The sequence below is a fragment of the Achromobacter sp. genome (genome assembly GCF_050285565.1).
In the GTDB taxonomy this organism is placed as follows: Bacteria; Pseudomonadota; Gammaproteobacteria; order Burkholderiales; family Burkholderiaceae_B; genus Achromobacter.
This window is the reverse complement of record NZ_JBLZXG010000003.1, coordinates 532,591-558,706: the sequence shown is the minus strand read 5'-3', so window position 1 is coordinate 558,706 and position 26,116 is coordinate 532,591. Positions and strand designations below refer to the sequence as shown.

At 69.6% G+C, this 26,116-nt stretch carries 23 protein-coding genes; 16 read left to right on the top strand and 7 right to left on the bottom strand.

All coding sequences use genetic code 11. The annotated features are described in order from the left end of the window. The first annotated feature begins 17 nt into the window (after positions 1–17). The 7 genes from ACN6O8_RS08455 to ACN6O8_RS08425 all read left to right on the top strand — a co-directional run bounded on the left by ACN6O8_RS08455 (position 18) and on the right by ACN6O8_RS08425 (position 7,730). Positions 18–1,595, top strand: coding sequence for an ABC transporter substrate-binding protein (locus ACN6O8_RS08455; RefSeq protein ID WP_427990606.1), 1,578 nt, complete (start codon positions 18–20; stop codon positions 1,593–1,595). A 106-nt stretch (positions 1,596–1,701) separates the two neighbouring features. Then, entirely contained in the window at positions 1,702–2,637 is a 936-nt protein-coding gene (locus ACN6O8_RS08450) for an ABC transporter permease (RefSeq protein ID WP_427990605.1), read from the top strand. 13 nt (positions 2,638–2,650) lie between these two features. Continuing rightward, positions 2,651–3,526, top strand: a complete 876-nt coding sequence (locus ACN6O8_RS08445) for an ABC transporter permease (protein ID WP_427990604.1) — start codon at positions 2,651–2,653, stop codon at positions 3,524–3,526. Positions 3,527–3,534: 8 nt separating this feature from the next. Beyond that, entirely contained in the window at positions 3,535–4,548 is a 1,014-nt protein-coding gene (locus tag ACN6O8_RS08440) for an ABC transporter ATP-binding protein (RefSeq protein ID WP_427990603.1), read from the top strand. After that, positions 4,545–5,525 carry an ABC transporter ATP-binding protein gene (locus ACN6O8_RS08435; RefSeq protein WP_427990602.1) on the top strand — a complete coding sequence of 327 codons (981 nt, stop codon included), beginning with the start codon at positions 4,545–4,547 and terminating at the stop codon, positions 5,523–5,525. The genes ACN6O8_RS08440 and ACN6O8_RS08435 overlap by 4 nt, the downstream gene beginning before the upstream one ends. Positions 5,526–5,545: 20 nt before the next feature. After that, positions 5,546–7,000, top strand: a complete 1,455-nt coding sequence (locus ACN6O8_RS08430) for an N-acyl-D-amino-acid deacylase family protein (RefSeq protein ID WP_427990601.1) — start codon at positions 5,546–5,548, stop codon at positions 6,998–7,000. 79 nt (positions 7,001–7,079) lie between these two features. After that, the gene (locus ACN6O8_RS08425) at positions 7,080–7,730 is read left to right on the top strand and encodes a helix-turn-helix domain-containing protein (protein ID WP_427990600.1); all 651 of its coding nucleotides are present in this window, start codon (positions 7,080–7,082) and stop codon (positions 7,728–7,730) included. An 86-nt stretch (positions 7,731–7,816) separates the two neighbouring features. On the opposite strand, the gene ACN6O8_RS08420 is transcribed toward ACN6O8_RS08425, so the two are convergent. The 5 genes from ACN6O8_RS08420 to ACN6O8_RS08400 all read right to left on the bottom strand — a co-directional run bounded on the left by ACN6O8_RS08420 (position 7,817) and on the right by ACN6O8_RS08400 (position 13,471). Beyond that, positions 7,817–8,965, bottom strand: coding sequence for a zinc-binding metallopeptidase family protein (locus ACN6O8_RS08420; protein WP_427990599.1), 1,149 nt, complete (start codon positions 8,963–8,965; stop codon positions 7,817–7,819). A 33-nt stretch (positions 8,966–8,998) separates the two neighbouring features. Continuing rightward, on the bottom strand, positions 8,999–10,135 hold the full coding sequence (locus tag ACN6O8_RS08415; RefSeq protein WP_427990598.1) for a S66 peptidase family protein: 1,137 nt from the start codon (positions 10,133–10,135) through the stop codon (positions 8,999–9,001). Positions 10,136–10,329: 194 nt separating this feature from the next. Beyond that, entirely contained in the window at positions 10,330–11,055 is a 726-nt protein-coding gene (locus ACN6O8_RS08410) for an RNA pseudouridine synthase (RefSeq protein ID WP_427990597.1), read from the bottom strand. A 204-nt stretch (positions 11,056–11,259) separates the two neighbouring features. Next, positions 11,260–12,366, bottom strand: a complete 1,107-nt coding sequence (ydiK, locus tag ACN6O8_RS08405; protein ID WP_427990596.1) for an AI-2E family transporter YdiK — start codon at positions 12,364–12,366, stop codon at positions 11,260–11,262. Positions 12,367–12,442: 76 nt separating this feature from the next. Next, positions 12,443–13,471: a DNA-binding protein gene (locus ACN6O8_RS08400; RefSeq protein ID WP_427990595.1), complete on the bottom strand. Its 1,029-nt coding sequence runs from the start codon at positions 13,469–13,471 to the stop codon at positions 12,443–12,445. Positions 13,472–13,880: 409 nt separating this feature from the next. Between ACN6O8_RS08400 and ACN6O8_RS08395 the strand changes: the two genes are divergently transcribed. The 5 genes from ACN6O8_RS08395 to ACN6O8_RS08375 all read left to right on the top strand — a co-directional run bounded on the left by ACN6O8_RS08395 (position 13,881) and on the right by ACN6O8_RS08375 (position 20,692). Next, positions 13,881–15,290, top strand: a complete 1,410-nt coding sequence (locus ACN6O8_RS08395) for a 3-deoxy-D-arabino-heptulosonate 7-phosphate synthase (protein WP_427990594.1) — start codon at positions 13,881–13,883, stop codon at positions 15,288–15,290. A 175-nt stretch (positions 15,291–15,465) separates the two neighbouring features. Further along, complete coding sequence (locus tag ACN6O8_RS08390; protein WP_427990689.1) at positions 15,466–16,470, top strand: site-specific integrase; 1,005 nt, start codon at positions 15,466–15,468, stop codon at positions 16,468–16,470. Positions 16,471–16,560: 90 nt separating this feature from the next. Next, entirely contained in the window at positions 16,561–18,123 is a 1,563-nt protein-coding gene (locus ACN6O8_RS08385; RefSeq protein ID WP_427990593.1) for a sensor domain-containing diguanylate cyclase, read from the top strand. 110 nt (positions 18,124–18,233) lie between these two features. Continuing rightward, a complete protein-coding gene (soxR, locus tag ACN6O8_RS08380; protein ID WP_427990592.1) occupies positions 18,234–18,698 on the top strand; it encodes a redox-sensitive transcriptional activator SoxR in 465 nt (154 codons plus the stop codon). Between the two features lie 218 nt (positions 18,699–18,916). Then, positions 18,917–20,692 carry a diguanylate cyclase gene (locus ACN6O8_RS08375; protein WP_427990591.1) on the top strand — a complete coding sequence of 592 codons (1,776 nt, stop codon included), beginning with the start codon at positions 18,917–18,919 and terminating at the stop codon, positions 20,690–20,692. A 57-nt stretch (positions 20,693–20,749) separates the two neighbouring features. Here ACN6O8_RS08375 and ACN6O8_RS08370 read toward each other — a convergent pair whose 3' ends face one another. Beyond that, entirely contained in the window at positions 20,750–20,899 is a 150-nt protein-coding gene (locus ACN6O8_RS08370) for a hypothetical protein (RefSeq protein WP_427990590.1), read from the bottom strand. A gap of 566 nt (positions 20,900–21,465) precedes the next feature. On the opposite strand from ACN6O8_RS08370, the gene ACN6O8_RS08365 reads away from it, so the two are divergent. Both ACN6O8_RS08365 and ACN6O8_RS08360 read left to right on the top strand, forming a co-directional pair. Then, positions 21,466–21,936 carry a tripartite tricarboxylate transporter TctB family protein gene (locus ACN6O8_RS08365; RefSeq protein WP_427990589.1) on the top strand — a complete coding sequence of 157 codons (471 nt, stop codon included), beginning with the start codon at positions 21,466–21,468 and terminating at the stop codon, positions 21,934–21,936. 3 nt (positions 21,937–21,939) lie between these two features. Then, positions 21,940–23,469, top strand: coding sequence for a tripartite tricarboxylate transporter permease (locus tag ACN6O8_RS08360; protein WP_427990588.1), 1,530 nt, complete (start codon positions 21,940–21,942; stop codon positions 23,467–23,469). A gap of 66 nt (positions 23,470–23,535) precedes the next feature. Here the strand turns inward: ACN6O8_RS08360 and ACN6O8_RS08355 are convergent, their stop codons facing one another. Beyond that, on the bottom strand, positions 23,536–23,856 hold the full coding sequence (locus tag ACN6O8_RS08355; RefSeq protein ID WP_427990587.1) for a SelT/SelW/SelH family protein: 321 nt from the start codon (positions 23,854–23,856) through the stop codon (positions 23,536–23,538). Between the two features lie 100 nt (positions 23,857–23,956). Between ACN6O8_RS08355 and ACN6O8_RS08350 the strand changes: the two genes are divergently transcribed. Beyond that, positions 23,957–25,162 (top strand): multidrug effflux MFS transporter, encoded by a 1,206-nt coding sequence (locus tag ACN6O8_RS08350; RefSeq protein WP_427990586.1) that lies wholly within the window; start codon positions 23,957–23,959, stop codon positions 25,160–25,162. A gap of 126 nt (positions 25,163–25,288) precedes the next feature. Continuing rightward, complete coding sequence (locus tag ACN6O8_RS08345) at positions 25,289–26,083, top strand: enoyl-CoA hydratase (RefSeq protein ID WP_427990585.1); 795 nt, start codon at positions 25,289–25,291, stop codon at positions 26,081–26,083. The last annotated feature ends 33 nt before the right edge of the window (positions 26,084–26,116 follow it).

Sequence of the window (26,116 nt, the reverse complement as noted above, 5' to 3'; positions counted from 1 at the left end):
AAAACAAGGGGATGACCATGATGAAACGATTCAGCCTGCTGGGCGCCGCGGCCCTGCTGGCCTGTGGCCTGGCCGTGGGCCAGCCGGCCCAGGCCCAGGGCAAGACCTTGCGGATGGTGCCGCACGCCGACCTGAAGACCCTGGACCCGCTGTTCAACACCGCCTATATCACCCGCAATCACGGCTACATGGTGTTCGATACGCTGTTCGCGCAGGACAGCCACGGCCAGCCCAAGCCGCAGATGGTGGAAAGCTGGACCACGTCGGCCGATGGCAAGGCCTGGACCTTCAAGCTGCGCCCGGGGCTGAAGTTCAACGACGGCACGCCCGTCACCGCCGAGGACTGCATCGCCTCGCTGCAACGCTGGGCCAAGAAGGACACCATGGGCCAGGCGCTGATGGCGGCCGGCGCCGAACTGGCCGCCACCGGGCCCGACAGCTTCTCGCTGACGCTCAAGCAGCCCTTCGGCCTGGTGCTGGACGCGCTCGCCAAGCCGTCCGGCATGCCGCCCTTCATCATGCCCAAGCGCCTGGCGCAGACCGACGCCAACACGCCCGTGACGGAAATGGTCGGCTCCGGCCCGTTCCTGTTCAAGCGCGACGAGTGGGTGCCGGGCAACAAGGTCGTGTACGTCAAGAACCCGGCCTACGTGCCGCGCGGCGAACCGGCCGACGGCCTGGCGGGCGGCAAGGTCGCCAAGGTCGACCGGGTCGAATGGATCTACATCCCCGACGGCAACACCGCCACCGCCGCGCTGATGAACGGCGAAGTCGACATGATCGAGCAGACCACCCCGGACTTCCTGCCGGTGCTGGAAAGCAATCCGGACATCACCCTGAACCCCTCGGTCGCCACCCAGGGCATGGCCATCGTCAACGCGCTGCATCCGCCGTTCGACAAGCCGCAAGCACGCCAGGCCCTGTATTACCTGATCAGCCAGAAGGAAATGCTGGCGGCTATCGGCTACCCCGAGAAGTACCGCGTCGATTATTGCGCCACCCTGTACATCTGCGGTTCGCCGCTGGCCACCGATGCCGGCGCCGCGCCCTACGCCAAGCCCGACCTGGCGCGCGCCAAGCAGTTGCTGCAGGAGGCCGGCTACCAGGGCGAGAAAGTCGTGATGCTCTACCCCACCGACCACATCAGCGCACCGGCCGTCATGGTGCTGGCGCAGAACATGAAGAAGGCCGGCATCAAGGTCGACCTGCAGACCATGGACTGGGCTTCGCTGGCGGCGCGCCGCCTGAAGAAGGATCCGCCCGAACAAGGCGGCTGGAACCTGTTCCTGACCTGGGGCGGCTATTACGACGCCAGCACGCCGCTGACCAACCCGTGGCTGTCGGCCGCCTGCGGCAACAGCCTGCCGGGCTGGCCCTGCGACAAGGAACTGGACGCGCTGCGCACGCAGTGGATCCAGGAGCCTGACGCCGCCAAGCGCAAGGAAATCGCGGCGCAATTGCAGGCGCGGGCGTACCAGACGGTGCCTTACGTGATGTGGGGCGAATTCAAGCCGGTGTCGGCCATTCGCGGGCTGACGCACACCGAACTGATGAAGACCGGCATCCCGGTGATGTGGAACGTCGAAAAACCATGATGCGGCGCGGGGCCGCGAGTGATCGGCACGCGCGCCCCGGCCCCGGACAATCAGGCCGCCGCCAAGCGCCCCGCGCGCGCCGCGTCAGGCCGGGGGGAAACCCAGCGTGAAATTCATCCTGCGCCGCATCGCGGCCGTCATACCCGTCATGGCCGTGGTCGCGGTCGTGGTGTTCCTCTTGATCCACCTGTCGCCGGGCGATCCGGCGGCGGTGATCGCGGGCGACAACGCCACCACCGAAGACGTCGAGAAGATCCGCCAGAACCTGGGCCTGGACAAGCCGCTGCTGACGCAGTTCGGCATCTGGGTCGGGCACCTGGCCACCGGCGACCTGGGCACCTCGATCGCCACCCAGATGCCGGTGGCGCAACTGATCGGCCAGCGCATGGGGCCGACCCTGTCGATCGCCGCCTTCACCATGCTGTTCGCGGTGCTGGCGGCCGTGCCGCTGGGCGTGCTGGCGGCCTGGAACGCCGGGCGGCTGCTGGACCGGCTGGTGATGATCGGCGCGGTCTGCGCGTTCTCGGTGCCGGTGTTCCTGATCGGCTACAGCCTGGTGTACGGCTTTTCCATCAAGCTCGGCTGGCTGCCGGTGCAGGGCTACAAGCCGCTGGCCGACGGCCTGGTGCCGTACCTGCGGCATCTGGTGCTGCCCTGTCTGTCGCTGGGGCTGGTGTACATGGCTCTGCTGACCCGCATGACCCGCGCCACCATGCTGGAGGCGCTGTCGGAAGACTACATCCGCACCGCCCGCGCCAAGGGCCTGGCGGCCGGCCCGATCGTCTGGCACGCGCTCAAGAACGCCGCCAACCCCATCGTCACCACCATTGGCGTGGGCGTGGCGCTGTTGATCGGCGGCGTGGTGGTCACGGAAACCGTGTTCGCCATCCCCGGGCTGGGCCGCCTGACCATCGACGCCGTGCTGCGCCACGACTACCCCGTGATCCAGGGCGTGCTGCTGGTGGCCTCGGGCATCTACGTGCTGATCAACCTGCTGGTCGACCTGAGCTACCGCCTGTTCGACCCGCGCATCCGCTATTGAAGAGGGGCTCACCATGACCACCACCACCCTGCCCCTGGCCGTGCCGCGCCCGCGCTGGCGCCGCGCGGCCCGCTCGCTGCGGCGCCATCCGATGCTGTATGTGGGCGGCGCGATTCTGCTGGCGCTGGCCGTGATCGCGCTGGCCGCGCCCTGGCTGACCGCGATCGACCCGCAGGACATCAATCCGATGGCGCGCATGAAGCCTCCCTCGGCCGAACACTTCTTCGGCACCGACGCGCTGGGCCGCGACGTGTACGCGCGCACCCTGTGGGGCGCGCGGGTGTCGCTGCTGGTCGGCGTGGTGGTTGCATTGGTGTCGACCGCGGGCGGCGTCCTGCTGGGCATGCTGGCAGGCTACTTCCGCCGCCTGGATGCCGTGATCATGCGCATCATGGACGGCCTGATGGCGATTCCCGGCGTGCTGCTGGCCATTGCGTTGATGGCCACGCTCAAGGGCGGCCTGGGCACCGTGATCGTGGCCATCGTGGTGCCCGAGGTGCCGCGCGTGGTGCGGCTGGTGCGCGCGCTGGTGCTGACCATCCGCGAGCAGCCGTACATCGAGGCGGCGGTGGCCGCCGGCACCCGCGTGCCGGCCATCCTGCTGCGCCACATCCTGCCCAACCTGTTCGCGCCGCTGATGGTGCAGGCCACCTTCATCGCCGCCTCGGCGATCCTGACCGAGGCCGTGCTGAGCTTCCTGGGCGTGGGCATCCCGCCACAGACCCCGAGCTGGGGCAACATCATGGCCGAGGGCCGCAACTTCGTCGCGGTGGCATTCCACATCATCCTGTATCCGGGCCTGTGCCTGGGCGTGGCCGTGCTGGCCGTCAATCTGGTGGGCGACGGGCTGCGCGACATGCTCGATCCGCGCCTGGCGAAAAAGCTGTAGGAGCGCGCATGCCATCCCAACCTGTCCTGCGAGTGCATGACCTGACCACTTGTTTCGACGGCGACGAGACCACGGTGCTGGCCGTGGACGGCCTGTCGTTCGACCTGATGCCGGGCGAGACCCTCGGCCTGGTGGGTGAATCCGGCTGCGGCAAGAGCGTCACGTCGCTGTCCATCATGCGGCTGCTGCGCTCGCCCGGGCGCGTGGCGCGCGGCAGCATCGAATTCGACGGCCGCGACCTGCTGGCCCTGCCCGAGAAAGCCATGCGGGCGGTGCGCGGCAACCAGTTGTCGATGATCTTCCAGGAACCGATGACCTCGCTCAATCCGGTGTTCACGATCGGCCGCCAGATCCGCGAACCGCTGATGCTGCACCAGGGCCTGTCGCGGCGACAGGCCATGAAGCAGGCCGAGGCGCTGCTGGAGCTGGTGCAGATCTCCGACCCGGCGCGGCGCGTGCATGAATACCCCTATCAGTTGTCCGGCGGCATGCGCCAGCGCGCCATGATCGCCATGGCGCTGGCCTGTCAGCCCAAGGTGCTGATCGCCGACGAGCCGACCACCGCGCTGGACGTCACCATCCAGGCGCAGATCCTGCACCTGCTGCGCGACATCCAGGCGCGGCTGGGCACGGCGATCGTGCTGATCACCCATGACCTGGGCGTGGTGGCGCAGATGTGCCAGCGCGTCATCGTCATGTACGCGGGCCGCAAGGTCGAGGAAGGCAGCGTCGATGACGTGCTGGATCGCGCCGCCCACCCGTACACCCAGGCGCTGATCCGCTCACTGCCCGATTTCGTTGACGGCCAGGACCATGGCGCCCGCCTGGCCGAGCTGCCCGGCATCGTGCCGGTGGTGACGCCCGAATCACGCGGCTGCGCCTTCGCGGCGCGCTGTCCGCAGGCCCTGCCGCGCTGCGCCGACCAGGCGCCGCCCGAAGTCGCCGCCGGCGACCGCCACCGCGTCTGGTGCTGGGCGCGCCAGGCCGCGCCGGCCGCCATGATGGAGCAAGACTCGCGATGAACCCGCACGATGCCCCCCTCCCTGCCACCGTCGCCGCTCCCATGCTGCAGGTGATCGACCTGAAAAAGCACTTTCCACTGGAGGGCGGCAGGATGCTGCGCGCGGTGGACGGCGTGTCGCTGTCGGTGGCGCGCGGCCAGACCCTGAGCCTGGTGGGCGAGTCCGGCTGCGGCAAATCGACCACCGGCAAGTGCCTGATCCGCCTGGCCGATCCCACCGCGGGCCGCATCCTGCTCGAAGGCGCCGACCTGGCGGCCATGAACAGCGGCCAGTTGCGCGCCATGCGGCGGCGCATGCAGTTCATCTTCCAGGACCCGTTTTCGTCGATGAACCCGCGCATGCGGGTGCGCGACATCATCGGCGAGCCGCTGCGCAACTTCGGCTACGGCCGCGAGGCCATCCGCGAGCGCGTGGCGCAACTGCTGGCCCGCGTCAGCCTGCGGCCGGACGCCGCCGACCGTTATCCGCATGAATTCTCCGGCGGCCAGCGCCAGCGCATCGTCATCGCCCGCGCCCTGGCGCCGGAACCGGGCCTGATCGTCTGCGACGAGCCGGTGTCGGCGCTGGACGTGTCGGTGCAGGCCCAGGTCATCAACCTGCTGATGGACCTGCAACGCGACCTGGGGCTGACCTACGTGTTCATTTCGCACGACCTGAGCGTGGTGCGGCACATCAGTCATCAGGTGGCGGTGATGTACCTGGGCAAGATCGTCGAGAGCGGCAGCCGCGAGGCGGTCTTCGACCGCCCGGCGCACCCCTACACCCGCGCCCTGCTGGCGGCGGTGCCCTCGGCCCGCCGCGGCGAACGCGCGCCCGTGGCAGTGCTCAAGGGCGAGATCCCCAGCCCCCTGGCGCCGCCGTCCGGCTGCGCCTTCCGTACCCGTTGTCCGCTGGCCCAGGCGCGCTGCGCCCAGGAAACCCCCATCGCGCGTCCCGTCGGCGGCGGCCAGACGGTCGCCTGTCATTTCGCCGCTTGATCGCCTAGCCGGAGATTGCCATGTCCCAATCCGATTCCCAGCCTTTCGACCTGCTGCTTACTGGCGGCACCGTCATCGACGGCAGCAACGCCCCCGGCCGGCGCGCCGACGTCGGCGTGCGCGGCGACCGCATCGCCGCCATCGGCGACCTGGCCGGCGCCGCCGCCCTTACACGCATCGACGTGTCCGGCCTGGTGGTGGCGCCCGGGTTCATCGATTCGCATACCCACGACGACAACTACCTGCTGCGGCGCCGCGACATGACGCCCAAGATCTCGCAGGGCGTGACCACCGTGGTCACGGGCAACTGCGGCATCAGCCTGGCGCCGCTGGCGCATCCGAACCCGCCCGCCCCGCTGGATCTGCTGGACGAAGGCGGCTCGTACCATTTCACGCGCTTTGCCGACTACCTGGACGCGCTGCGCGCCACCCCGGCGGCGGTCAATGCCGCCTGCATGGTGGGCCATTCGACGCTGCGCGCCGCCGTCATGCCCGACCTGCAACGCGAAGCCACCGGCGACGAAATCGCCGCCATGCGCGCGCTGGCCGAGGAGGCCATGGCCAGCGGCGCCATCGGCATCTCCACCGGCGCCTTCTACCCGCCGGCGGCGCGCGCCACCACCGAAGAGATCATCGAAGTGTGCCGGCCGCTGAGCACGCATGGCGGCATCTACGCCACCCATATGCGCGACGAGGGCGAGCACATCGTGGCGGCGCTGGAGGAAACCTTCCGCATCGGCCGCGAACTGGACGTGCCGGTGGTGATCTCGCACCACAAGGTCATGGGCCAGCCCAATTTCGGCCGCTCGCGCGAGACGCTGGCGCTGATCGAGGCCGCCATGGCGCGCCAGGCTGTGTCACTGGATGCCTACCCCTACGTGGCCGGCTCCACCATGCTCAAGCAGGACCGCGTGCTGCTGGCCGGGCGCACCATCATCACCTGGTGCAAGCCGTTCCCCGAGCTGAGCGGGCGGGAGCTGGACGAGGTCGCGGCCGAACGTGGCAAGTCCAAGTACGACGTGGTGCCCGAGCTGCAACCGGCCGGCGCCATCTACTTCATGATGGACGAGCCCGACGTGCAGCGCATCCTGGCGTTCGGCCCCACCATGATCGGTTCCGACGGCCTGCCGCATGACGAGCGCCCGCATCCGCGCCTGTGGGGCACCTTTGCGCGGGTGCTGGGCCACTATGCGCGCGACCTGGGCCTGTTCCCGCTGGAGACGGCGGTCTGGAAGATGACCGGGCTGACCGCCGCGCGCTTCGGCCTGGCCGGGCGCGGCCAGGTGCAGACCGGCTACTTCGCCGACCTGGTGGTGTTCGACCCGGCCACCGTGGCCGACACCGCCACCTTCGACCTCCCCACCGAGCGCGCCGCCGGCATCCATTCGGTATACGTCAACGGCGCGCCGGTCTGGCGTGAGCAGGCCTTCACCGGCCGCCATGCCGGCCGGGTGCTGGCGCGCACGTCCGCCTGAGTCGCGCCACCCCTTACAATCCGGCGTGAACGGGGCGGTTTGCCGCCCTTCTCCGCCAACCCTGGACGCAGACCGGTACATGGCCCCTCCCTCCGCGCGCAAGACGGCCCCACCCGACATCGTGGGCAAGGAAGTCATGGGCGCGCGCCTGCGCGCCGAGCGCAAGGCCCGGAAAATGACGCTGCAAGCCCTATCGCAGGCCAGCGGCATCGCGGTCTCGACCCTGTCCAAGGCCGAGCTGGGCCAGATCGCCCTGAGCTACGAGAAGTTCGCCGCGCTGGCACGAGCCCTGGGCATCGACATGACGCGCATGTTCATGCTGGGCGACGCGGCCCAGGCCGAGGTCGCGCCCACCTACGTCAAGAACAAGCTCAGCGACGCGCGCGACTACGCCACCGACAACTACCACTACCGCCTGCTGATGGGCGAGTATCCGGGCAAGAAGATGATGCCGATGCTGGCATTGATCGATTCGCGCAAGGTGGTGGAGTTCGAGGACTACATCCGCCATCCTGGTCAGGAATTCGCCCTGGTGCTGTCCGGCAAGGTGCGCATCCAGTTCGAGAATGGCGACAGCGTGGTGCTGAACCGGCTGGAATCGGCCTATTTCGACAGCGGCATCGGCCACGTCTACCTGTCGCTGAGCAAGAAACCGGCCGAAGTGCTGGCGGTCTGCAGCGACCTGGACGAGGTGCCGTCGCGCCTCAAGCCCGCCTCCCGCAAGCCCTGAGGGGCAAGCGCCCCGCCGCCACGGGCAGTCTGGTTGGTGCGAGCGCCGTCTGTGCCGGCGCCGCGGCAGCGCGCGCCGGGCCGCCGTCAGCGCGCCGCGTCGCGGATCACCCGGTGCACGAATTGCAGCTTGGCGACCACCGCGCCCGGCAGCACAAACGGGTAGAAATCGGGCTGGCCCATGCTGCGCGACAGTTCGTTGAGCACGCCGGTCAGCGCGACCCAGGCGTTGACCAGATAGAGAAAGCCCTGCCCTTCGGGATCGTCCGGGTCATACAGCGACGCCCGGGTGAAGGGCGTATAGGCCGGCTCCACCGCCAGACGGGTGAGCCCGAAGCTGATGGCGGTGTCGAGGGTGTCCATCATGTGCAGGTAGTGGGCCCAGGTCTCGGCCCAGTCCTCCCACGGATGGCAGGCGGCATAGGTGCTGATGAAGCGCTGCGCCCAGCCGGCCGGCGGGCCTGCCTCGTAGTTGCGCCGCAGCGCTTGCGCGTAGTCGGCGCGTTCGTCGCCGAACACGGCGCGGAACGGCGCCAGCCAGGGGCCGCCGGCCACCCGTTGATCCCAGTAGAAATGGCCGATCTCGTGGCGGAAGTGCCCGAGCAAGGTGCGGTACGGCTCGCGCATCGCCTCGCGCACCTGCACTCGGTAGGCATCATCGGCCTCGCGGATGTTCAGGGTGATCAGTCCACGATTGTGTCCGGTCAGTAGCGGCGTGCCATCGGCCGCGGGGGCCAGCAGGTCGAACGCCAGGCCTGCATCGCCCGGCGCCTGTGATCGCCGGAGCGGCAGGCCCAGGGTCAGCAATTGCGCGATCAACTGGCGCTTGGCGGCCTCGACCTTGCCCCACAACCTGCCGTTCTCCGGTTGCGACAGGTCGGGAATGGTGCGGTTCAGGCCGCAGGCCAGGCACAGCAGCGAGCCGGCGGCGGCCGGCAGCAGCCAATTGCAGGCCGCCGCGCTGGCGAAGTTGGCGCAACGCTTGAAGGTGCGGCCGCGCGCGCGCCCGGCTTCGATCCAGGCGCCTTCGGCCGGGCCCGGCTCCAGCGCCAGGACGTGGCCGCGCTTGGGGTCAAAGCCCAGTTGCCGGTGGCAATTCAGGCATTCGCTGTTGTTGAAGAAGATCCGCTGGCCGCAGACACACTGGAACGCCTTGGCGCGCGCATGGCGCTGGCCGGCGCGCAAGCGCTGCGGCGACTTCAATTGGCGGCCCAGGGCCTGGAAGAAACTGTTCATGGGGCGAGCTCCCGGCATGGCGGCGGCGCGCGCCTACACCGCCACCGCCTGTTCCAGCCGCAGGCCGCGGCGCTGGGTGTCCAGCGTCACCTTCGCGCCCAGCGGCAGCGTCAGGTTGGGATCGCCGTGGCCGCTGGGCCAGGCCGCCAGTACCGGAATGCCGCGGGTGCCGAACTGTTCCTGCAACAGCACAAACAGTTGGCTCTGCCCGAGCGCATCGCCCGCCGGCAGGCCCAAGCGGGTGAAGTTGCCCGCCAGCACACCCTTGATGTGGTCGAACTTGCCCGCCGCGCGCAACTGCCACAGCAGCCGGTCGATGCGCGGCAGCGCCTCGTTGACGTCTTCGATGAACAGGATCGCGTCGCGCGTGGCGATCTCATGGCGCGACCCGATCATGGCGGCGATCAGCGCCAGGTTGCCGCCCACCAGCCGGCCGCTGGCCGTGCCGGGCGCCAGCACCACCGGGTTGGACCCGGGCGGCGCGTCGATCCACGCGCCCGGGCCGAGCTGCCCGCCGACCATGGCCAGCACGTGGCTGGCGGTGGGTTCCTGTTTGCCGGCCAGCAGGTCCTGCGCCAGCATCGGCCCGTGGAAGGTGACAAAGCCCGCGTGGCGCTGGATCGCCAGGTGCAGTGCGGTGATGTCGCTGTAGCCGATGAAGGGCTTGGGGTGCTGGCGCAGCAGGTTGAAATCGAGCCGGTCGGCCAGCCGCCATGAGCCGAAGCCGCCCTGCAGGCACCAGATGGCGTCAATGGCGGGATCGGCGAACGCCGTGTGCAGGTCGTTCAGGCGCGCGCTGTCGTCGCCGGCCAGGTAATCGTAGGGAGCATCGCTGCGCATCAGCGCGGCCGGCATGATGCGCGGGTCGTAGCCGCGTGCCTGGAGCCATTCGGCCGCGTCGAAGGCGGCGCCGTCGGCGGCCGAGGCCGGTGCGACGATGGCGATGCGACCGCCCGGGCGCAAGGCCGCAACGGCCGTGTCGCGGCCCGGCGCGGCACCCGCCGCCGCGCCACTAGCGGCCGGCGCTTCGCCCGCCCCGCCGGGCGCCGCGCCCCGGCTGGCGCAGCCCGCCAAGGCCAGGCCAGACAGGCCCAACGCGCCCGCCGACCGCAACAGGCCGCGCCGGGTGGAGTCGATCGATGCAGGCCGTTCGCGCGGCGCTCTTGCCATATTTCATCCTGGGTTGGATTCTTTATTGCTCTTATTTATCAGTGGCTTACAAGGACATTCAAAGAATTGGCTTGAACGGCGCCGCCGCCTCCCCGTCTTGCATGCATGGCGCGCGGCCATCCTCGAAATCACTTCAAGTCCTGCCGCGGCGCCGAGCATTCACTGCACGTTATTCCAGAAATCACTTTAAATCTTCAGAAGCGCTCGTAGTCCAGCCGGTAGCGCCACTGTCCGGCCGCCAGGCCGGCCAGCGGCAGCCGGCCGATGCGGATGCGGCGCAAGGCCTGCAGTTGCAGGCCGGCCGTGTCGCAGGCGTATTCGATGAAGCCCAGCGCCGGGGTCTTGAGCGCAAACCGCAGGTGGGTCTCGTTCTGCCAACTGACCTTCATCGGCGTGGCCGGCCGGCCCTCGTAGGCCAGGCCGTGTTGCAGCCGCGCCAGACCGGCCGCGTCCAACGTGCCGCGCACCTGGGCGATGTATTCCTGTTCGACGTGGCGGCCCTCTTGCACCAGCTTGCGCCTTACCGCGTACTCCTGGGTGTACACCACCAGCCCGCTGGCCGCGCGTTCCAGCGGCGTGGCCAGCTCCAGGCCATTGAACATGCGTTTCAGATAGCGCCGGCCCGAGCGGTCGCCCGGCATCAGGTTGTCGGGCACGATCAGGGACAGCGCCGAATGCGCCGGGTCCGAGGCCGACAGGCCGGCCGGCTTGTGCACCAGCACGGTCACGGGCCGGATCTCCTCCAGGCGCGCGCCCGGTAGCAAGGACACCGTCTGGCCCGGGCCGACGCGGCAGCCCGGTTCCTCCACGACCTTGCCGTCCACGGCGACCCAGCCGCCCTCGATATAGCGTTCGGCGTCGCCACGGGAACAGGATTGCTCGGCGGCCAACCGCTTGGCCAGGCGGACGCTGTCGCTCATGGCCGCCCCGCCGGCAAGGGGAAGGCGGAAGATCGGGCGGGCGGGGCAATCGGCGGCAACATCGTCATCTCGGGTACGGCGTGAAAGGCGGAAAAAAGTCCGGCCCCGCGCGGCGCCTCGGGCGCGGGCATGGGGCCTGGGCGGGATGTTACGCCGATTCCGGCGGCCTTGCGGGCGGCCGCCGCGCCGGATCGCGCGCCACATTCAGAGATCGGTGGGTTGCCTGACGGCGACCGGCGCCTCGGCCGCGGGCGCCGGCACCTCGTCGACCCAGGCCTTGAGCAGCGTGGACGTCACCGCCAGGATCACCGGCCCGATGAACAGACCGACGATGCCGAACGCGAACATGCCGCCCAACACCCCGGCCAGGATCAGCAGCATCGACAGGTTCACGCCGCGCTTGATCAGCAGCGGCCGCAGCAGATTGTCGAGCATGGTGACCAGCACCGCCCACACCAGCAGCAGGATCGCCGCCACCTTCATGTCGTTCTGGAACAGCCACACCACCCCGCCCAGCAAGGGCAGGAACGGCCCCAACTGGGCCAGGCACAGCATCAGCATCAAGGCGGTGATGATGCCGGCCGCCGGCACCCCGGCGATCCACAGGCCCAGCCCGCCCAGTGCCGACTGCACCACGGCCGTGACCACGATGCCCAGCGCCACCGCGCGGATCGACAGCCCCGCCAGGCGGATGGCCGCCACGCCGCGATGCCCGGCCAGCCGGTTGGCGAAGCGCTGCACGAAATCGGCCGCGGTATCGCCCTGGCTGTACAGAATGCCGGCGATCACGATCGTGATCAGCATGTGCATCACAAAGCCGCCGACGATGGCGGCATTGCTCAGCAGCCACTTGGCCGCCATGGTGATGTACGGTTCGAGCCGCGCCAGCAGGCCGCCGGCCCCGGCATCGGCCAGCGCCTGCCATTCCCGCGCGATGCGCTCGCCGCCCAGCGGAATGCCGCGCACCCAGCCCGGCGGCGCCATCAGGGCGTAATCCGGCAAGCCCTTGATCGCGGTCATGATGGTGCCGCCATGCAGCGCCAGCGTCGAGATCGCCTGATACAGCGGCAGCACAATCACCACCAGCAACACAATCAGCATGGCCACGGTGGCAAGCCAGCGGCGCCCGCCGCAACGCCGCTGCACCGCCAGCATCACGGGCCAGGTCGCCACCACGATGGTGGTGGCCCAGATCAATCCGAACAGGAACGGCTTGAGCACATAGAGGCTGCCGATCGTCAGCGCCGACAGGATGACGACGACGAGCAGATTGCGGGCGAGATCCGCGGGCGGGTGTGGGTTCGGGTTCAAGCAAGGCTCCAGGCGACGGCGGTTTGGCCGTGTACGAATTTATCCGAACTTCGGCGGCCGTGCCGCGCCAACCGCCTCAGGCGCCCGCGGCGGGCGTGTCGCCGCCCGGCGCCGCGATCAGGTGGCGGGTCAGCTCCAGCAATTGCGCGTCGCGGGTTCTCTGTTGCGCCAGCAATTCAGCCTGCTGCGCCTCGGCGGCGGCCAGGCGCCGCGCCAGATCCTGTTCGCGGCCGTGCGCAGCCTGCAGCGCGGCCTGCGCCGTGGCCAGGTCGGCCAGGCGCCTGCCCTGCTCCGCCTGGGCTTCGGCCTGCACTGCCCGCAACTGCGCGGCGGCCTCGGTCTCGGCGGCGCGCAGCCGCTCGGCGGCTTGCGCCAGCGCCTGGCGTGAGGCGTCGGCCTGCTGCTGCAAGGCGGCCTGGATATCGTCCAGGCGCGCCTGCAGGCGCTTGGTGGTGCCGCGTTCGGCGTCCAGTTCATTGAGCCAGCGGCGTTCATGGGCGGCATGGCGCGCGTGCGCGGCGGCCAGGGCCTCGGCCTGTTCCTGGCGCGCGCGTTCGGCGTCGGCCACCTGCGCCAGCAGGGCGGCGCGGGCATCGGCCAGTTGCTGCTGGCCGAACGCCAGCGCCTCGTCACGCTGGCGCAACTGGCTTTCGGCCGCGCGCAGACGCGCCTCGGTGGCGGCCAATTGGCTGGTCATGACCTTGAGGCTTTGCTCCAGGTCGCGTTCGCGGCTGGCCAGCAGCGCCTCGCGCTGGCGCGCGTGGTCGGCCTGGGCGGCCAGGCGTTCGGCCTCCTGCCGCAGTTCGTCCGCACGCGCGCGGTGGGCCTCGGCCTGCTCGGCCCGGGCCGCGGCCAGCGCGGTTTCCCAGAAATGCGCGGCGGCCTGGGCGATGGGCTCGGGCACGGCCGCGGGCGCGGCAAAGGCGCCGGGATCCTGGATGCGGGCGCCGAGGGCGCGGAACCAGGTTTCCAGATGCGGGCTGACGGTATTGGGCGAACCGCGCCCGATCTTCTGGCGCACCCGTTCGATGGTGGGCCGCGCGCCTTCCAGCAGCAGCGCGTCGGCGGCGCGCCAGACATCGTCTTCGGTGATTCCCGTGGCCATGGCTCGATTTCCTGGTTCGATATCCCGGAATTACTCACGATAATGGAATCTTATCGTGAGTAATTCAGAATTAATGTTTTATATCATACAGCATATGTATGTTTTAATATTAAGCGAGTCCATCAGGCCATCCCGCAACCCATATGAGGCGTGGCTACCGGTTTAGCCGAGGGCGCCGCGCAGGCTGCGCCAATTGCCGAATACCTGAGCCCACAGTGGTTGGGCGGCCGAGTGCGGCGTCCCAGAGGCAGGTCGCGCCCTCGGCCCGCCAGGCTGGCGCGGGGCGCGGATACGCCAATCCGCCCAAGGGGAGTCAGCGATTATGATTGGCGCGATTGCGCCCTTCGATCCACGCCGCTGGACAGGCCTGCCGGGGGACGCATCGCACCGCCTCCCGTGCCAGACGCCCATGCCCCTTCCTTCCCCGCTCCGAGCCATCCTGGACGCCGTGCCGCGTCGCTATCGCCTGACAGGCGCCAGCGCCACCAGCGCCGCTGGCAGCCAGGCGGCGGCGCTGGCGTGGGCGATCGAGCGCCTGCAGGTCACGCTGGCCGGCGGCGATAGGCCTGGCTTACCGTTGCGCGATGCCTTCGTCGCCGCGCTTGACGGGCTCATCCGCGAGGCCCTGCGCCCGCGGGACGGCGACCCGGCGTTCCAGGCGGCCGTACTGGCCTACCGCCTGCCCGTGGTGCGCGAGTACCTGGCGCTCGATGGCGGCGCGACGGCCGACCGGCGCAAGGTGCAGGCCGTGGTCGACGCGCTGGCGCATCCCGCCAAGCCCGCGCGCCTGGCGCCCGGCCCGGCGCGGACCCGGCTGGCGCGACTGCATGCCGCGACGATGGCGGGAGACTGGCTGCAAGTGGCGCATCTGGCGCAGGCGTTGCCGGTGCAGCCGGAGGTGGCCGGGGTCGACAAGCTGGCCTCGGCCTTGCGCGCCCTGGTCGACGATCCCGCCCTGACCCGCCTGTGCCGGATCGAAGTATTGACGCGCGATCCGGCGGTATGCCGCTATCGGGCGATGCGGGCCCGACTCGGGCCGCGCGCGGGCAGTGCCGAGGCCTGCGCCCAGGCCCGGCTCGCCCGGCAACGCGGTATCGCGGTCGAAACGCAGGCGGCGCACGCGCTGCGGGCCGTCGCACACTACCTGGACCGCGTTGACGCGGCCGCGACGGCGGGCTCCTGCCCGCGCTATCAGGTCGTGACCTCACTACGGGTGCCGGCCAGCCTGGCGGCCGCTGCGGATCGGGCCAAGACCGAATGGGATGCGGTACTGCTCAGGCGCGCCGATCCCACGCCCGCCGATGCGATGCCGCTCTGGGATATCTGCCTGGTGATCGAGGCCAAGGCCTCGGTGGAGGCCGCTACCACCGACCTGCCACGGCTGTTGCGCGGGCTGCGCCTGCTGGCCGGCGCGCAGCCGGACCAGGCGTACGCATTCTCCACCCAGCAAGGCATGATCCAGGTGCGCGGGACATCGTTGGCGGCATTGCCGGTAACGGAAGCGGCACTGGCGCACCAGGTGCTGTACTGCTGCGACGCGCCAGCCGACATCCCCCAGGCGGGACTGCACGCGGCCAGCCGGATGCAGTTGCTGTCCGCGCCCACCTGCCTGGCCTATGCCGCCGCCCTGAGCGAGGGCCAGGCCGTGGATCAGGGGGCGCTGGCGCCGCTCTGGCAGGCGTTGCAGCGCGAGGCCCGCTGGCAGCCGGTGCTGAACCTGGCCGCCATGCGCCAGTTGGCGCGGTCCCTGATGGTGCATCCGCACGATCTGCAGGCGACCGTGGCGCAACTGTCGACGCCGGCGGGCGCGTCAGCGTGAACGTGGCCGGAACGACCCGTTGGCGGGATCGGGCACAATGCTGCTTTTGCCCCGCCGTCGCATGCGCCCGCCCGTCCCGCCCTCCTCCATCGCGCCGTCTGCCTTGCCGGCAAGACCGGTAGCGCCGCTGGACCCTTCCGCCCTGGACGCGGCGACCGAGGCCGCCGTGCGCGCCCTGCTGCGCGAAGGCAGCTCGGCCAACACCGAGGCCGCCTACCGCGCCGCCATGCGCTATTGGGCGGCCTGGTATGCCCTGCGTTTCGGCCAGCCGCTGGCGCTGCCGCTGGCGGTGCCCGCCGTGGTGCAATTCGTGGTCGACCACCTGCAGGTCCAGGGCCCCGACGGCCTGTGCCACGGCCTGCCGGCGCAGATCGACCAGCGGCTGGTGGCGCAAGGCGTCAAGGCCCGTGCCGGCCCGCTGTCCCTGAATACGGTGCTGCACCGGGTCGCGGTGCTGTCCAAGGCGCACGCCTTGCAGGAACTGATCAACCCCTGTCGCCACGAACAGGTGGCGACGCTGCTGTCGCGGGCCCGGCGCGCCTATGCCCGGCGCGGCGAGCTGCCCGCGCGCAAGCCGGCGCTGACCAAGGCGCCGTTGCAGGCGCTGCTGGACACCTGCGACGCGTCCCTCGAAGGCTTGCGCGACCGCGCCTTGCTGCTGTTCGCCTGGGCCAGCGGCGGGCGGCGGCGCTCGGAGGTGGTGCGCGCCACCACGGCCAATACGCTGCGCACGCCGCAGGGCTACCTGTATGCGCTGGCGCATTCCAAGACCAACCAGGACGGCGCCGCCCGCGCCGACAACATCAAACCGATTGTCGGCCCCGCCGCCGAGGCCCTGGATGCCTGGCTGGCCGCCGCGCGGATCACCGAGGGCCCCCTGTTCCGCCGGGTGCGGCGCGGCGGCGTGATCGGCGAACCGCTGGCCGCCGCCGCGGTGCGCGATATCGTCGTCAAGCGCAGCCGGCTGGCCGGGCTGGAGCAGCCGTTCTCGGCGCACAGCCTGCGTTCCGGCTTCGTCACGGAGGCCGGACGCCAGAATGTGCCGCTGGCCGAGACCATGGCCATGACCGGGCACGCCAGCGTGGCCACGGTGATGGGCTATCACCGCGCCGGAGCGGCAACGCAGTCGCGCGCGGCGCGGTTGCTCGACGACGTGGATCCTCCGCCCCGGCCCGCCTGAGCCGGTTGTCGTTTCGGCGCGCCGCGCAGTTGAATACAATGGCGCCTGCCGGCGCCGGGGCGCGCCGCGTGCCCGAGGTCCAAGCCTGCTGTGTTTTCCCTGCGAATCAATCTGCGCGGCCTGGTGCTCGCGCTCACGGTGCTCAGCGCTGTCGCTGCCACCGCCAACGCCTTGTATGCCAGTTACCGCCTGCAACGCGAACAACTCATTGCCAACACCCTGGAGGCCAATCGCGTCTATGCGGCCAAGCTGGCCGAAAGCGCCGGCAACTTCCTCAAGGCGGCGCAGCGCCAGTTGACCTACAGCGCGCGCCAGCTCGCCGGCCACATGGGCGAGCCCGCGCTGCTGGCGGCCGAAGTGCTGCGGGTGCAGGGACAAAGCGAGAGCTTCAATTCGGTCGGCGTGGTCGGGGCCGACGGGCTGCTGCTGGCCACCACGGAGAGTTTCCGCGGCTTCATCGGCACGCGGGTCGACAGCCCGGGCAGCCGCGTCGCGTTGCAGTCGCGCCATGCGGAGATCAGCAAGCCCTACGTGTCGATCGCGGGCAACCTGCTGATCAACCTGTCCCAACCGATCTTCGCGGCCGATGGCCGCTTCCTCGGGTACGTGAGCGGCACGCTGCATCTGCGCAAGGAAAGCGCGCTGGAGGATCTGCTGGGCCGCCATCCCTACACTGACGGTTCGTACCTGTACGTGGTGGACGGCGATGGCCGGCTGATCTATCACGTCGACCCCGATCGGATCGGCGAGCTGGTGACGGGCAATCCGGTGATCGACGCGGTGGTCGAGGGCCAGGCGGGCGCCCGGCGGCTGGTCAATTCGCGCGGCGTGGACATGCTGACCGGCTACGCGCCGGTGCCCAGCAGCGGCTGGGGCGTGGTGGCGCAGCGCCCCACCACCGCCACGCTGACCCCGCTCGACGGCCTGCTGTGGGCGCTGCTCGGCTATGCCGCGCCGCTGGCGGTGGTGTTCCTGCTGGCGATCTGGTGGTGCGCGCGGCAAATCTCGCTGCCGCTGTCGCAGTTGGCCACCAATGTCGAGCACCACGACGTGGCGGTGGCGATGCAGCGCGTCAAGTCCGTCAAGGCATGGTATTTCGAGGCCGAGCGTCTCAAGCGCGCGGTGATCTGGAGCTTCACCAGCCTGCAGGAGAAGATCGGCAAGCTGAACCAGGCCAGCATCACGGATCCGCTGACCGGCCTGCGCAATCGCCGCGGCACGCAGGACGCGGTGGATCATCTGCAGGACAGCGGCACCGCGTTTTCGGTGGTGGCGCTGGACATCGATCACTTCAAGCGCGTCAACGACACCTACGGCCACACCGTGGGCGACAAGGTGATCCAGGACGTGGCCCAATTGATGCGCGACGGATCGCGCCCCGGCGATATCCTGTGCCGCAATGGCGGCGAGGAATTCCTGATCCTGCTGCCCGGCGTCACGCCGAGCGACGCCATGATCGTGGCCGAGCGGCTGCGCCAGCGCATCGCCGAGCGCGATATCCACCTGGTGGGCGGCGTGACCGTGTCGGCCGGGGTGGCGCAGTGGCCCACCTCCGGACCGGAGGTGACGCAGGCATTCCATGCCGCCGACGCCGCGCTTTACAGCGCCAAGCAGCAAGGGCGCAACCGGGTGGTGCTGCACGCCGCGCCGTAGCGGATCACCGGCCGCGCGCTTTTCCCCATGCTGTGTCGGGCGGCGCGGACAAGGTTGCCAAATTCGGCCCGCCGGACTATAAGACCTCAGCTTAACTTGAGGTCAATGCCATGGCGGCCGACAAGCCGATCGACATCACGCGCGTCATGACCGTGGGCGAAGTCGCCCGCCGCAGCGGCGTGCCCGTCTCCACGATTCACTTCTATGAATCCAAGGGGCTGATCCAGAGCTCGCGCAGCGACGGCAACCAGCGCCGCTTTCCCGGCATCGTGCTGCGCTACATCGCCATCATCAAGGTGGCGCAGCGCACCGGCATTCCGTTGGACGAGATCCGCGCAGCCATGGCGCGCTTTCCGCAGGACGGCAACAAACTCACCCCGGCGCAATGGAAGGAACTGTCGTCGCAGTGGCGCGCCAACCTGGACGAACGCATCCGCAAGCTGACGCGGCTGCGCGACGAACTGGACAGTTGCATCGGCTGCGGCTGTCTGTCGCTGCGGGATTGTCCGCTGCGCAACCCCGACGATGTGCTGGGGCGCGACGGTCCCGGGCCGCGCATCCTGGAGCGTCCGTAAACCGGCGCTGCCGTGGCCGCGGCGCATCCGTCCGCCGCATCATCATCGGCAATAAATCGCATCAATTTCAGCAAGTTACGCAATCGCTTGTGTTCGATTGCAAGAGTGTTGCGAGGCTGGCGCGGATAATCGCAATGCGGCGGTCCGGCCGGGCCCGGCGCCCTGCATTTACAGTATCCTGCGCGCACAGAGACATCGCATCAGGCCGGCTTATCCGTATGTTGCGCAGTAGATTTTCGATCAAGTCGCTTGAACGCTATTTCCTGATACTGGCGGCGGGGGTGTTGTTGCCCATGTCGGTCTTGACGGCGATCCTGCTGATCCAGAGCCGCGCGGCCTTCCTCGCCACCGCCGATGCGTTGCGCGCGTTCAATGTGGTGCGGGCCACGGTCACGGCCATGGAGATGGTCTCGGCCGAGCGGGGGCCCATGAATGCCGCGCTGGGTGCGAGCCGCCCGGTCGCCCCACGCCTGCTCGACACGCTGCAGGCGGCGCGCGAGCGCAGCGACCGCTGCATCGCCGAACTGCTGGCGTTGTACCGTGCCCCGCTCAGTCCGGACAGCGCCAAGGAATTCACCAATATCCAGCGCATCCGCTACGCCCTGCTCCACGCGCGCGCGCAAGCCGACGCGCTGATCGCCGCGCCGCGCGCCGAGGTCTCGGGCGAGCGCGTGCTGGCCGTGCTCGACGGCATGGTGGCGCTGATCCCCGAGTTGCGCATGGCCATGGCCGACAGTGTCGGCGTGGTGATGCGCACCGAGCTCGACGCGCCCCCACTGCTGACGCCGGCACTGCTGGCCACCGAGCTGCGTGAACAGGCCGGCCTGCTCGGTTCCACCTTCACCCCGGCCCTGGCCGGGCAGCGCCGCCTGACCGAGGCGGAGCAGTTCCGCATGGAGCGGGTGCTGGGGCGCATCGCCCAACTGCGCGACCTGCTCGAAGCCCAGTTGGCCACCCGCCCGGATCTGCGCGCCTCGCTGGTCTACGCCGACATGCGCACGCGGTATTTCGGCGCGGCGCTGCGCTACCTGGAACAGGTGCGCCACAGCGCCGCGCTGCGGCCGCAGGGCGCCGCTGTGACCACGGCCGAACTGGCCGCCGAGTATGTGCCGCTGATGCAGTCCATCACCCAGTTCCGGGACCTGATGCTCGACGAGATGCAGCAGAGCATGCGCCAACACCGCGCCGAATCGATCCGCCTGCTGGCCATCACCCTGGTCGCGGCCGCGGCGCTGGCGGCCGCCCTGATGCTGGCGCTGCGCCAGTTCCGGCGGCGCGTGATCCGTCCTTTCGTGCAGGCCACCCGCATCATCGGCGCCATCGCCGAGGGTGCGCCGGCCGCGGACATTCCCGTGGGCAAATACCGGGGCGAGGTCGACAGCATGTTCGCGGCATTGAGCGTGCTCAAGGACAACGCCGCGGCGCGCCGGCGGGTGGAACGGGAACGCGACCGGCTGATCGTCGACCTGGCGGTCATGGCCGAAACCGATTTCCTGACCGGGCTGCTCAACCGCCGCGCGTTCGAGAGCCGCTTCGAACGGACGCTGGCGCAATGGGACGGCGCGCAGGACATGCTGGCGTTCATCCTGTTCGACATCGATGATTTCAAGGCCATCAACGATACCTACGGCCATGCCAGCGGCGACCAGGCGCTCAAGGCCGTGGCCGATCTGTGCCGCCAGACCTGGCGCCATAGCGACGTGGTGGCCCGCGTCGGCGGCGAAGAGTTCGCGGTGCTCTGCCACACCGCCAACGCCGCCCAGGCGGTCGAGATGGCCGAACGCATGCGCCTGCGCATTGCCCAGGCCAGCGTGCGCGCCGAGGGCGGCGCGGTGTTCGCCTTGACGGCCAGTTTCGGCGTCGCCTGTGTGGCCTGGCGCCATGCCGCGGCGGCCAGCACCCTGTTCCGGCGCGCCGATGAGTTGCTGTATCGCGCCAAAACCGGTGGCAAGAACCGCGTGGTGGCCGGCGACATTGGCGCCGACGGGCACTGACGCGGACAAAAAAAACGCCGCATCGATCATCGATGCGGCGCTTGGGTAGCGGGCGTGTCAGGCGGGAACGCGCGCGGCGCTGCGTTCCTGTGCCGGCTCGGCGGGCGCCGGGCGGGATGTGGTTTCAGGATCCGGACGGGTGTCGGGTGCCTTCCAGTTCAGCGGCGGAATCTCGAAGCGCGTCTTCTTGCTGATCGGTTGGGACATGTGCGTACTCCTGTGTGCGGTGTCGGCCTGCCCCGCGCAGGGCACGACTCGGGTATCCAGCGCGCCCGGGATGCTGGTGGAAATGCGGGAAGGCATCAGGAACGGGCGCCAGGGCGTGGCCCTGGGGGAGGACGTCGGCGCCTTGGCATGGGGTTGGCCACAAACGGCATGGCGAACGGCAATGCAAAACCTTTGCGCGACAATAAAGCTATTTTAGCATTAATTGCCTACTGATGCAAGCAAATTGACGCCGGATGACGCCAACAGCGCCACGCCGGCATCATTCGCCTGCCGCGCCGGGAACGCGAACGCTGGCGCCGCTGGCCGCTGCGACGCCGGCTGGCAACCCTCCCGGCCTGTCCGGGTTGGGCCCGCAGGGCGCCGTCCTCCTTAGGGATTTCCCGCGCTTTGGCTCGGTGCGCCGCAGGGCGCGCTTTTTTTTCCCGTTTCATGAAAGGTGATCGGAAGTTTGGATTTTTAGACTCCCGCATTCATTGGAATGTCAGGTTTTATTCAGACCGAAGTCAGGTCGAAGACGAGCCACAACAAAGGGAGGAAGAAATCCAATGCAATCCAAACGCAGCGTCATCAAGCGCGAGGCGTGGGCCGCGGGCACGATGATCGTGCTCGGCCTGGGCGCCATCGCGCAGGCATCCACCTACACACTGGGCAGCCTGGCCCGCATGGGGCCGGGCCTGTTTCCGGCCATTCTCGGCGTGCTGCTGGTTCTCCTGGGCCTGATCATCGCCCGCATGGCGTATTCGCCGCTGGCGGCCGAAGAAGACGCCGAAGACATCCCCCCGCCCGAATGGCGCGGCTGGGGCTGCATCCTCGGCGGCCTGCTGGCCTTCATCCTGATCGGCCAGTTCGGCGGCCTGGTGCCCGCCACTTTCGCGCTGGTCTTCATCTCGGCCATGGGCGATCGCCAGCACACCGTGCGCAGCGCCGCGCTGCTGGCCGCGGGCGTGACCATCCTGGGCGTCGCCGTTTTCTCCTGGGGGCTGCAGCTGCAGTTTCCGCTGTTCCGCTGGGGCTGATCGATGGACATTCTCAATAACCTGATGCATGGCTTCTCGGTCGCCTTCGCGCTCGACAACCTGCTGTGGGCCGTGTTCGGCGTGTTCATGGGCAACCTGATCGGCGTGCTGCCGGGCATGGGCGTGCTGGCCGCCATCTCGATCCTGCTGCCGCTGACCTACACCATGACCCCGACCGCGGCGCTGGTGATGCTGTCCGGCATCTACTACGGCTCGCAATACGGCGGCGGCATCACGTCGATCATGCTGAACCTGCCCGGCACCGCCTCGCACGCGGTGGCCTGCCTGGACGGCAACCCGCTGGCGCGCAACGGCAAGGCCGGCTCGGCCCTGTTCATGCTGATGTTCTCGTCGTTTTGCGGCGCGTCCGTCGGCATCCTGGCGATGATCCTGTTCTCGCCGCTGTTGGTGGACGTGGCCTTCAAGTTCGGGCCGGCCGAGTACTTCTCGATGATGATGCTGGGCCTGCTGGCGGGCGCCACGCTGGCCAAGGGCTCGGCAATCAAGGGCGTGGCGATGGTGGTGGTCGGCCTGCTGCTGGGCGTGGTCGGCACCGACGTCAACACCGGCACCATGCGCTTTCACTTCGGCATCCTCGAACTGAGCGACGGCCTGCAGATCGTGGCGCTGGCGATGGGCCTGTTCGGCGTGGCCGACTTTCTCAAGAACATCAACCAGATCGGCGGCGACACCAAGGTCACCAGCACCAAGGTCAGCATGAAGTCGATGCGGCCCGAAGCGGGCGACATCAAGCAGTCGCGCGGCGCGCTGGTGCGCGGTACCGCCATCGGCGCGGCCTTCGGCATCCTGCCGGGCACCGGCCCGACCATCGCCTCGTTCATCTCGTACGCGGTGGAAAAGAAGGTGGCGCGCGAGCCGCGCCGTTTCGGCCGCGGCGCCATCGAAGGCATCGCCGGCCCCGAGGCCGCCACCAGCGCCTCGACCCAGACCAGCTTCATCCCCACCATGAGCCTGGGCATCCCGGGCGACCCGGTGATGGCGCTGATGCTGGGCGCGCTCATCATCCATGGCATTCAGCCGGGGCCGCAGATGATGGTCGAGCACGCCGACATGTTCTGGGGGCTGATCGCCAGCTTCTGGGTCGGCAACGTGCTGCTGCTGTTGCTGAACCTGCCGCTGATCGGCATGTGGGTGCGCCTGTTGACGGTGCCATTTCGCTACCTGTTCCCGGCGGCGCTGTTCTTCGTCTGCGTCGGGGTCTACAGCACCAACAACAACCTGTTCGACGTCGGCATGGTGACGCTGTTCGGCGCGGCGGGCTATGCGCTGATCCGGTTGCGCTTCGAGCCGGCGCCGCTGCTGCTGGGCTTCGTGCTCGGGCCGATGGTGGAAGAGAACTTCCGCCGCGCCCTGCTGCTGTCGCGCGGCGACCTGTCGATCTTCGTGACGCGGCCGATCAGCCTGGGCTTCGTGCTGGCCTGCGTGATGCTGATCGCGCTGCTGCTGGTGTCGGCCTTGCGTCACAAGCACAAGGCGCAAGCGGCCTTGCAGCAATCCCGTTCGGCGGCTTGATCGGCGCCGCGCGCGATCCCCGGCCGCCCTCGGGCGGCTGTCACTTCGTGGGACGCGCGGCCCCGCTTAGGGGCCGGCGCGATCGCCGGGCGCCGCGCGATGGCCGTCGATGTGGCCCAGCGGCCGCCCCGGATCGAGCCGGTCGCGCACGCGCTGCTTGAGCACCTTGGCCTCGGGAAAGCCGCCGTCGCGCTTGCGGTCCCAGATCAACTCGCCCTCGTAGGTGATCTGGAACACGCCGCCGGTGCCGGGCCGCAGCGCCACCTCGCCCAGGTCGGTGGCGAACGTCGACAGCAGTTCCTGCGCCATCCAGCCGGCGCGCAGCAGCCACTGGCATTGCGTGCAGTAAAGGATGACGATGCGCGGGCGGAGCGTGGCGGAGGTCATGGCGCGGAGCATTCCTGGGCCGCCGGGGCGCAGCGGCGGCGGCCGAGAGTGGTGGATAATGTCAGGTTTTTCCGGGCGCGCACGCGCCCTGGACCTGCCAATGAAGTCTGCATTATCGCTCCAAGGCCAGCGCTGGCTGATCGGCCTTTTGATGGGCCTGGTCACGTTGACGCCGATGGCCATCGACATCTACCTGCCTTCCCTGCCCGCCATGGCCAGCGGTTTTGGGCGGCCGATCAGCGCGCTGCAGGCCAGCATCACCCTCTTCATCTTCACGGTCGGCATTGGCCAGATCCTGATCGGCCCGCTGGCCGACCGCTACGGCCGCCGGCCGGTGGCGCTGGGCGGCGCGCTGGCCTATCTGGCCGGCTCGGCGCTGGGCGCGGCGGCCGGTTCGCTGGAGGTGTTCTATGTGGCGCGCGTGATCCAGGGCCTGGGCGCGTGCTCGGCGTCGCTGGTGGCCTTCGCGGCGGTGCGCGACCGCTTCAGCCCCGCCGTCGGCGCGCGCGTGTATAGCTATCTGAACGGCGCGCTGTGCACGGTGCCGGCGCTGGCGCCGATGCTGGGCGGCGCGCTGGCGCTGCACGCGGGCTGGCGCAGCACGTTCGTCTTCATGGTGTTGTTCGCCCTGGCGCTGACCGCCCTGCTCGCCGGGCGCTTCGCCGAGACCCGCATGGCGGCGCCCGTCGCGGGCACGCCCCTGTACAGCCCGCGCCGCTACGCGCCCATCGTCGCCAGCGGCCGCTTTCTGTATTTCGCCGTGTTCGGCCTGGCCGGCATGGCCATGATCCTGGTGTTCGTGTCCGCCGCGCCGGTGGTGCTGGTGCAGCAGCTCGGCTATGGCGAGCTGGGCTTTTCCGCCTGGTTCGGCGGCAACGCCGCCATCAACATCGCGGCGTTCTTCCTGGCCCCGGTGTTCATCGCCCGCTTCGGCCGCCACGCCATGCTGCGGGTCGGCATGGCGGCCCTGCTGCTGGCCGCCCTGATGCACCTGGCCGCCTGGCGCTGGGCCCCGCTGGCCGCCTGGATCTTCATGCTGCCGGTGGCGGTGCTGACGGTCGGCTTCTCGCTGGCGCTGGGTTCGGCGTTGAGCCTGGCGCTGGAGCCCTTTGCCGAGCGCGCCGGCACCGCCGCCGCGGTCTACGGCCTGTTCCAGATGAGCGGCTCGGCCGTCGTCGCCACCGCGCTGCTGGACCAGGGGATGGCGCCGCAGGTGGCGATGGGCCTGATCGGCGTGCTGATCGTGGCGCCCCTGCTATGCCTGTCGGGCACGATGGCGCGGCGGGCGGCCGCGGCCGGGCGCTGAGGCCGGGGCGGCTTGCCGAGCCAGGGGCAGGCGTGACCGATGCCGCCCGTGCCGGCCGCAGCCGGCCCGCGCGCGGCCGCGCCTTTGGCCTACTATCGAGGCATCGCCCCCTTTTCCGGAGATGTCATGGCCCTCGATTCCTCGGCGCACGACCCCCTGCTGGCGCGTACCCTGAGCGACGGTGTCGCCACGCTGCGGCTGAACCGTCCGGCCCAATTCAATGCCCTGTCCGAAGGCCTGCTGGACGCGTTGCGCGCCGAGATCGACGCGCTGGCGCGCGAGCCGTCCCTGCGTTGCGTGGTGCTGGAGGCCGCCGGCCGCGCCTTCTGCGCCGGCCACGACCTGCGCGAAATGCGCGGCCAGCCGTCCTTCGACTATTACCTGGCGCTGTTCCGCAAGTGCAGTGGCGTGATGCAGGGGTTGCAGGCGCTGCCGGTGCCGGTCATCGCCAAGGTGCGCGGCATCGCCACCGCGGCGGGCTGCCAATTGGTGGCCAGTTGCGATCTGGCGGTGGCCGCCGACGATGCGCGCTTTGCCGTGTCGGGCATCAACGCCGGCCTGTTCTGCTCGACGCCGGCCGTGGCGCTCAGCCGCAACATCTCGACCAAGCGCGCCTTCGAAATGCTGGTGACCGCCCGTTTCATCGACGCGCCGCGGGCACTGGACTGGGGGCTGCTGAACGACGTTGCGCCCGCCGACGAACTGGACACGCGCGTGCGGGCCCTGGTCGATGTCATCGTGGCCAAGAGCCCGGCCGCGATCCGCTACGGCAAACGCATGTTCTACGCTCAGCGCCAGATGCCGCAGGCCGAGGCCTACGACTACGCCGCCGAGGTCATGGCGCGCAACATGATGGAAGACGACGCCGCCGAAGGCATCGACGCCTTCCTGCAAAAGCGCGCGCCGCGTTGGCGCCAGTGACGCGGCGCGACCCGCGCCAGGCGCTGGGCCGGC

Coding starts and splice junctions, on each gene's coding strand:
- ACN6O8_RS08445 (WP_427990604.1), top strand. CDS start 2,651: ATGACCACCACCACCCTGCCCCTGGCCGTGCCGCGCCCGCGCTGGCGC.
- ACN6O8_RS08420 (WP_427990599.1), bottom strand. CDS start 8,965: ATGAACAGTTTCTTCCAGGCCCTGGGCCGCCAATTGAAGTCGCCGCAG.
- ACN6O8_RS08360 (WP_427990588.1), top strand. CDS start 21,940: ATGGACATTCTCAATAACCTGATGCATGGCTTCTCGGTCGCCTTCGCG.
- ACN6O8_RS08350 (WP_427990586.1), top strand. CDS start 23,957: ATGAAGTCTGCATTATCGCTCCAAGGCCAGCGCTGGCTGATCGGCCTT.
- ACN6O8_RS08375 (WP_427990591.1), top strand. CDS start 18,917: ATGTTGCGCAGTAGATTTTCGATCAAGTCGCTTGAACGCTATTTCCTG.
- ACN6O8_RS08430 (WP_427990601.1), top strand. CDS start 5,546: ATGTCCCAATCCGATTCCCAGCCTTTCGACCTGCTGCTTACTGGCGGC.
- ACN6O8_RS08395 (WP_427990594.1), top strand. CDS start 13,881: ATGCCCCTTCCTTCCCCGCTCCGAGCCATCCTGGACGCCGTGCCGCGT.
- ACN6O8_RS08415 (WP_427990598.1), bottom strand. CDS start 10,135: ATGGCAAGAGCGCCGCGCGAACGGCCTGCATCGATCGACTCCACCCGG.
- ACN6O8_RS08435 (WP_427990602.1), top strand. CDS start 4,545: ATGAACCCGCACGATGCCCCCCTCCCTGCCACCGTCGCCGCTCCCATG.
- ACN6O8_RS08345 (WP_427990585.1), top strand. CDS start 25,289: ATGGCCCTCGATTCCTCGGCGCACGACCCCCTGCTGGCGCGTACCCTG.
- ACN6O8_RS08440 (WP_427990603.1), top strand. CDS start 3,535: ATGCCATCCCAACCTGTCCTGCGAGTGCATGACCTGACCACTTGTTTC.
- ACN6O8_RS08365 (WP_427990589.1), top strand. CDS start 21,466: ATGCAATCCAAACGCAGCGTCATCAAGCGCGAGGCGTGGGCCGCGGGC.
- ACN6O8_RS08355 (WP_427990587.1), bottom strand. CDS start 23,856: ATGACCTCCGCCACGCTCCGCCCGCGCATCGTCATCCTTTACTGCACG.
- ACN6O8_RS08455 (WP_427990606.1), top strand. CDS start 18: ATGATGAAACGATTCAGCCTGCTGGGCGCCGCGGCCCTGCTGGCCTGT.
- ACN6O8_RS08370 (WP_427990590.1), bottom strand. CDS start 20,899: ATGTCCCAACCGATCAGCAAGAAGACGCGCTTCGAGATTCCGCCGCTG.
- ACN6O8_RS08425 (WP_427990600.1), top strand. CDS start 7,080: ATGGCCCCTCCCTCCGCGCGCAAGACGGCCCCACCCGACATCGTGGGC.
- soxR (WP_427990592.1), top strand. CDS start 18,234: ATGGCGGCCGACAAGCCGATCGACATCACGCGCGTCATGACCGTGGGC.
- ACN6O8_RS08400 (WP_427990595.1), bottom strand. CDS start 13,471: ATGGCCACGGGAATCACCGAAGACGATGTCTGGCGCGCCGCCGACGCG.
- ACN6O8_RS08410 (WP_427990597.1), bottom strand. CDS start 11,055: ATGAGCGACAGCGTCCGCCTGGCCAAGCGGTTGGCCGCCGAGCAATCC.